The organism is Rhizobacter sp. P3_B12, from assembly GCF_056402895.1.
Map to the genome: position 1 here is coordinate 1 of NZ_JBFUGN010000667.1, position 6518 is coordinate 6518.

6 protein-coding genes are annotated in these 6518 nt (G+C 68.0%); all 6 read left to right on the forward strand.

Annotated features, from left to right (window positions below; genetic code table 11):
• Positions 1-138: 138 nt before the first annotated feature.
• The 6 genes from AC1D01_RS25795 (at position 139) to AC1D01_RS25820 (ending at position 6501) form a co-directional block, all read left to right on the forward strand.
• Entirely contained in the window at positions 139-1161 is a 1023-nt protein-coding gene (locus AC1D01_RS25795; RefSeq protein WP_477871429.1) for a LacI family DNA-binding transcriptional regulator, read from the forward strand.
• Positions 1162-1340: 179 nt separating this feature from the next.
• A complete protein-coding gene (locus tag AC1D01_RS25800) occupies positions 1341-2585 on the forward strand; it encodes an ABC transporter substrate-binding protein (protein ID WP_477871431.1) in 1245 nt (414 codons plus the stop codon).
• A gap of 24 nt (positions 2586-2609) precedes the next feature.
• The gene (locus tag AC1D01_RS25805; RefSeq protein WP_477871433.1) at positions 2610-3476 is read left to right on the forward strand and encodes a carbohydrate ABC transporter permease; all 867 of its coding nucleotides are present in this window, start codon (positions 2610-2612) and stop codon (positions 3474-3476) included.
• A 6-nt stretch (positions 3477-3482) separates the two neighbouring features.
• Positions 3483-4385, forward strand: a complete 903-nt coding sequence (locus AC1D01_RS25810) for a carbohydrate ABC transporter permease (RefSeq protein ID WP_477871435.1) — start codon at positions 3483-3485, stop codon at positions 4383-4385.
• Between the two features lie 36 nt (positions 4386-4421).
• Positions 4422-5510, forward strand: coding sequence for an ABC transporter ATP-binding protein (locus AC1D01_RS25815; RefSeq protein ID WP_477871436.1), 1089 nt, complete (start codon positions 4422-4424; stop codon positions 5508-5510).
• A 28-nt stretch (positions 5511-5538) separates the two neighbouring features.
• Entirely contained in the window at positions 5539-6501 is a 963-nt protein-coding gene (locus AC1D01_RS25820) for an AraC family transcriptional regulator (RefSeq protein ID WP_477871437.1), read from the forward strand.
• Positions 6502-6518 lie beyond the last annotated feature (17 nt).

Genomic DNA, 6518 nt, shown 5'->3' on the forward strand with positions numbered 1-6518 from the left:
CTTGCAACCTGCTGGCCTGATCGTTCTTGCGAATCGGCGGGAGCAAGCGGGAAACCCCGGGGTTTCCCGGGCGTGATACCCCCGATCAATGGGCTTTCTCCTTCCCTGGGCAAGCGGGGCAAGCGCTATCATCGGGCCATGCCCATCGAAAACACCAGCGTCACGCTCGAAGAGGTGGCGCGCCTGGCCGGGGTTTCCACGAGCACGGTGTCGCGCTACCTGAGCGGCACCCACGTGGTCGCCGAGGAGAAGGCGACGGCCATCGAGAGCAGCATCAAGCGCCTGAACTACCGGCCCAACCTGGTCGCGCGCGGGCTCGCCAAGGGCCGCACGATGACCGTCGGCGTCCTGACGCAGGAGATCTCCAGCTCGTTCTTCAACGAGGCCATGCGCGGCGTCGAGGATGGGCTGGCCAGCCACCACTACGAGGCCATCTTCGTGAGCGGCCACTGGAACAAGGTCGAGGAAGAACAGCGGCTGATGTCGCTGATGGGCCGCCGGGTCGACGGCGTGATCCTGCTGGTGGCCGAGCTGGACGACGAGTTGCTGGATCGCCATGCGCAAGGCGTTCCCACGGTGCTGCTCGGGCGGCAGTCGGCGTCGATGCGGGTGCATTCGCTGTGCTTCGACCACTACGCCGGCGCCTGCGAGGCGGTGCGCCACCTGCTCGAACTCGGCCATCGCAGCATCGCCTTCATCGCCGGCCCGCCGGGGCGCCAGGATGCCGACGAGCGCTTGCGCGGGTACCGCGACACGCTGGTCGCGGCCGGGCTGCCCTTCGACGAGCGGCTGGTGGCGCCGGGCGGCTATGTGGAGACCGGGGGCGTGACGGCGATGAACATGCTGCTCGATCGCGGCCTGCCGTTCAGCGCGGTGTTTGCCGCCAACGACGACTCCGCCTATGGCGCGATGCTCTCGCTGTACAGGCGCGGGCGGCGCGTGCCGGACGACATGTCCATCGTCGGCTATGACGACCTGTCCCATTCCTCCTTCTCGCTGCCTCCCCTGACCTCGGTGAGGCAGCCGCTGCGCGACCTCGGCCGGGAGGCCGCGGGGGCCGTCGTCGCGCTCATCGATGGCCGCAAGCCACCGCGCGCGACGATGGCGAAGCTGGAGTTGATCGTCCGCGAATCGACCAAGGCGGTCCCCGTCACACGCTGACACGGTGCGCCCCATTCGGGTGCACGACCCACCGCGAAACCGCAAGATCGGCTAGGTCGTTCAGGGTTCCCCCCCGGGCCGGTGCCGGCGCACAGTTCCTACACTGCCGTGCAAGCGCTTGCATGAGCATTGTCACGGACACGGCAGGCGCGTCGTCGRACCACCCCAGAGGAGATGAAGTGAAATTCGCAACCAGGCTCAGTCTCGCCACGCTGCTGGCATCGGCCACGGGCCTTGCCACGGCCCAGACGGTGCTCACCGTCGCATCGTTCAAGGATCTCGACCGTTCGGTGCAGGCGGCGATCCCGCTGTACAAGAAGATCCACCCCGAGGTCGAGATCAAGCTGGTCGCGCTCGGCTACGGCGACCACCACAACGCGATGACGACGGCGCTGGCCACCGGGGCGAACCTGCCTGACGTGATGGGCATCGAGATCGGCTTCGTCGCCAAGTTCGCCGAAGGTGGCGGCGTGGAAGACCTGTCCAAGCCGCCCTACAACGCGCTGCAATACAAGGACAGGTTCTTCAGGTTCACGGTGGCGCAGGCCACCAGCCGCGGCGGCATCTTCGCCGCAATGCCGGCCGACATCGGCCCGGGTGCGCTGTTCTATCGCAAGGACCTGATGGACAAGGCCGGCGTCACCGAGCCCCAGCTCACCCAGTCGTGGGCCTCGTTCATCGAGGCCGGCAAGGCGCTCAAGGCGAAGACCGGCGCCTACCTGATCCCGCATGCCGCGGCGATCAAGGACATCATGATCCGCTCGGGCCTGAAGGACGGCGAAGGCATCTACTTCGACAGCAAGGGCAGGATCCTGGTCGATTCGCCGCGCTTCGTGGAAGCCTTCGAGACCGCCAAGCTGGCGCGTGCGGCCGGCATCGACGCGAAGGTCGGCGCCTGGAGCAACGAGTGGAGCGAAGGCTTCAAGCGCGGCACCATCGCCTCGGAGATGATGGGCTCCTGGCTCGCCGGCCACCTGAAGAACTGGATCGCGCCGGACTCCAAGGGCAACTGGCGCTCGGCCGGCCTTCCCGGCGGCGTGAGCGCGTCGTATGGCGGCAGCTTCTACGCGATCCCGAAGGGCGCGAAGAACAAGGAACTCGCCTGGGACTTCGTGAAGTTCATGACGACCAGCAAGGAGGTGCAGATCGCCGCCTTCCGCGAACTCGATGCCTTCCCGGCACTCGTCGAGGCCACCACCGACCCGTTCGTCGACCAGCCGATGGACTTCCTCGGCGGCCAGAAGGCACGCCAGGCCTGGCGGGCCACCGCGGCGAAGATTCCCGCCACCGAAGTGGACAAGCTCGACCCGGTGGCCGCCGAAGTCGTGAGCGCCGAGTTCGACAAGGTGCTGGAGCAGGACAAGGACGTGAAGACGGCGCTGGCCGATGCGAAGAAGGCGATCGAACGCCGCGTTCGCCGCTGATCCCCCGAGCCCGGAAGTCCTCCCATGTCCGCAGTCCCCGCCCCGCACGGAACGCCGGTGAAGAAGACGAAGCGGCGCCGGCTCAAGCCGTGGCGCTTCATGCCCTATGTGTTCGTCGCGCCGTTCTTCATCCTCTTCCTGACGTTCGGCCTGTTTCCGCTGCTGTTCTCCGCGTATGCGTCGTTCTTTCGCTGGGAGCTGACGGCGGGCCTGGGGAGCATGAAGTGGGAGGGCCTCGGCAACTACGCCTTCGTCCTGCAGTTCGATGACCTGCCCTGGTCGCAATTCTTCTCGGGGCGGTTCTGGTCGGAGCTGTACGCGCGCGACTTCTGGCGCGCGATGTACAACACCTTCTGGCTGGGCATCGTCTCCGGCCTGCCGCAGCACCTGATCGCGGTGCCGCTCGCGTTCTTCATCCACACGAAGTTCCGCCGCGCGCGCAACCCGGTGATCGCGATGTACTTCCTGCCGTACATCACCAACACCGTGGCGATCACGCTGGTGTTCTCGTCGCTGTTCTCGCGCGACTTCGGCGTCATCAACCAGGTGCTCACCGGCCTGGGCCGGCTGGAGATGTTCGGCCTGCATCCGCTCGCCTGGCTGTTTCCGGTGCAGAACGTCGACTGGGGGCGGCCGGAGTACACGCGGCCCATCGTGTCCTTCATCGTCTGGTGGCGCTTCGTCGGCTGGAACACCGTGCTCTACCTGTCGGCGCTGCAGACCATCCCGAAGGACCTGTACGAAGCCGCGACCATCGACGGTGCCGGGCTGTGGCAGCAGTTCCGCTACATCACGGTGCCATTGCTGCGCCCGATGATGCTGCTGGCCGTCACGCTGACCATCATCGGCAACCTGCAGCTCAACAACCGCACCCTCGGGCGCAAGGATTGACCGGCCATGACCGCATCTCAACTCACCGCCCCGGCCATCGCCAGGGCCCCCGCCTCGGGCAGCCGGCGCGCACGGCTGCTGCGCAARCTCAGGCCCTCCGGGTGGCTGCCCTACGCCATCGTGATGATGGGGGCGCTCATCATGCTGGCGCCGTTCTACTTCATGTTCGTCTTCGCGACGCACACCAACAGCGACATCCTCTCGATGCCGCCGCCGCTGTGGTTCGGCTCGGCGCTGGTCGACAACATCCACCAGCTGGTCGCGCTGCGCCCGCACTTCTGGCACAGCCTGGGCTTGTCGCTGTGGGTCGCCGTGGCGGCCACCGCGCTCAACCTGTTCCTGTGTTCGCTGGGCGGCTATGCCTTCGCGATGTACGAGTTCCCGGGGCGCGACACGCTGTTCGCCGGCCTGATGGCGACGATGCTGCTGCCGGCCTTCGTCGGCATGATCCCGTTCGTGCTGCTGATGAAGGAGATGGACTGGCTCAACAGCACGCGCGCCCTCATCGTGCCCGGCGCCTGCTCGGCCTTCGGCGTGTTCATGATGCGCCAGTACATCGGCTCGGCGCTGCCGCGCGAGCTCGTCGAGGCGGCGCGCATGGACGGCTGCGGCGAGTTCGGCATCTACTGGCGCGTCGTCGTGCCGCTCATCGGGCCGGCCATGGRCACGCTGGGCCTCGTCACCTTCATCGGTTCGTACAACAACTTCGTCGGCGCGCTGCTCGTGATGAGCCAGCAGGAGATGTTCACCGCGCCGCTCGTGCTGCGCTCGCTGCAGGGCACCGGCCAGACGCCCTGGGGCGCCATCAGCGCAGGCTCGGCCATCACGGTGCTGCCGCTGCTGATCCTGTTCGCCGCCTCTTCACGCCGCCTCATCGAGGGCCTGTCCGCAGGCGCCGTCAAGGGATGAGGTGCATCACCTGCATCACTGCGAAGCAACACTGACATGACTCACCTGACCCTCCAGGGCATCGAGAAGCAATACGGCCAGGGCCCTCGCGTGCTGCACGGCATCGACCTGCATGTCCCCTCCGGCGAGTTCATGGTCTTCGTGGGGCCGTCGGGCTGCGGCAAGACCACGCTGCTGCGGTCCATCGCCGGTCTCGAGGACGTGAGCGCCGGGAAGATCTTCATCGGCGACGAAGAGTCGCAGGACCTGCCGCCGGTGGACCGCGGCGTCGCGATGGTGTTCCAGAACTACGCGCTGTACCCCCACATGACGGTGGCCGAGAACATCGGCTTCGCGCTCAAGTTCACCGGGCTCGACAAGACCGAGGCGCACAAGACGGTGATGCGTACCGCCGAGATGCTGCAGATCGTGCCGCTGCTCGAACGCAAGCCGAAGGAGCTGTCCGGCGGCCAGCGCCAGCGCGTGGCCATCGGCCGGGCCATCGTGCGGCATCCGAAGGTGTTCCTCTTCGACGAGCCCTTGTCCAACCTCGACGCCGCGCTGCGCGTGCAGCTGCGCATGGAGCTGGCCCGGCTGCACCGCGAACTCGGCACGACGATGATCTACGTGACGCACGACCAGGTGGAGGCGATGACGCTGGGCACGCGCATTGCGGTCTTCAATGCCGGGCGCATCGAGCAGGTCGGCAGCCCGCTCGAGCTGTATCACCAGCCGAAGACGCGCTTCGTCGCCGGCTTCCTCGGCTCGCCGAAGATGTGCTTCCTGTCCGGCATGGCGCACCAGGAGGCCTCCGGCCTGCGCCTGTCGATGGGCGACGCCGGCAGCGTCTTCCTGCCGGACCAGAGCCTGCCCGGCGCCGCGCGCGAACTCACGCTGGGCGTGCGCCCGGAGCACCTGCGCTTCGTGGCGGCGGGCGGCGGCTTGAAGGCCACGGTCGATCAGGTCGAGCACCTGGGCGACTGCGACATCGTCCATACGCGCCTGGCCGGCCATGCCGAGCCGGTGGCCATCAAGCTCGCGAGCGGCAGCCGCCCGCTGAGCGCCGGCGACGTGGTCTGGCTCCGGCCCGACTCGAGACACTGCCATCTGTTCGATGCGGAAGGGCGCGTGGTCGACGCGCGCTGAATCTTGGCCCCCACCGAGGAGTTGCCCGATGAACACGAACCTCCTGGTCGCCGACGCCGCTGCGCAGCTCCGGTTTGCGCAAGGCCCTCTGCCCGCGGGCGCCGGGCCGCTGAAGGCGCTCGTGCGCCCGCGTGAGCAACCCTCGCTGCGCAGCCACCACCTGCGGCGCATGGAGCAGGTGCTGGACCACGTCGAGACGCACCTGTCGAAGGACCTGAGCCTGGAGCGGCTGAGCGACTGCGCGGCGTTCTCGCCGTTCCACTTCCACCGGCTCTTCCTCGCCTGGACCGGCGAGACGGCGAAGGAGTTCGTGCGCCGCCGCCGCCTCGAGACGGCGGCCGGCCGGCTGCGCCACTGCCCGAACGAGAAGGTCACGGCCGTCTCGCTCAATTGCGGCTTCGCCTCGCCGGAAGCCTTCGCCCGTGCCTTCCGCGAGCACTTCGGCATGACGCCGTCCCGCTGGCGTGCGGGCGGGTGGATCGACTGGCGAAGGCCGGCCGACGACGGCCGGGCCGCCGCGAGCTGCCGTGTCGAACTCCGGCACTTCGAGGCGAAGGAATGCCTCTACATGCGCGAGCGCGGCGACTACGGCCACAGCTCGGAGGTCCTGCACACGCGCTTCGTGCCCTGGGTCGACAGCATGGGCTTGTCGGACCGGCCGATGCTGTCCATCGGCCTCGACGACCCGGCCATCACGCTCGCAGCGCATTGCCGCATGGACGCCTGCGTCGAGCTGCCCGCCGGCTGGCAGGACCCCGGCCTGCGGGCCATGCGCAAGAGCCTGCCGGCGCACTGGGCGGCCTGCCTGCGCTACGAAGGCCCGTCGAGCGAGATCGGGCGCGGCTGGAACACCTTGCTCACCGAGTGGCTGCCGGCATCCCCTTTCGAACTCGCGGAAGGACATTTCATCCAGCGCTGCGAACCCGGCTCGCCGCCGCCCGGTTCGCCGTTCGTGCGCTGCGAGCTGTGCATGCCGGTCAGCGCGGCATGAAGCGCGCAGCGTGGTAC

What these genes read in the sequence shown, in the direction of transcription:
- AC1D01_RS25795 (WP_477871429.1), top strand. Translation starts at nt 139, where the DNA reads ATGCCCATCGAAAACACCAGCGTCACGCTCGAAGAGGTGGCGCGCCTG.
- AC1D01_RS25815 (WP_477871436.1), top strand. Translation starts at nt 4,422, where the DNA reads ATGACTCACCTGACCCTCCAGGGCATCGAGAAGCAATACGGCCAGGGC.
- AC1D01_RS25820 (WP_477871437.1), top strand. Translation starts at nt 5,539, where the DNA reads ATGAACACGAACCTCCTGGTCGCCGACGCCGCTGCGCAGCTCCGGTTT.
- AC1D01_RS25805 (WP_477871433.1), top strand. Translation starts at nt 2,610, where the DNA reads ATGTCCGCAGTCCCCGCCCCGCACGGAACGCCGGTGAAGAAGACGAAG.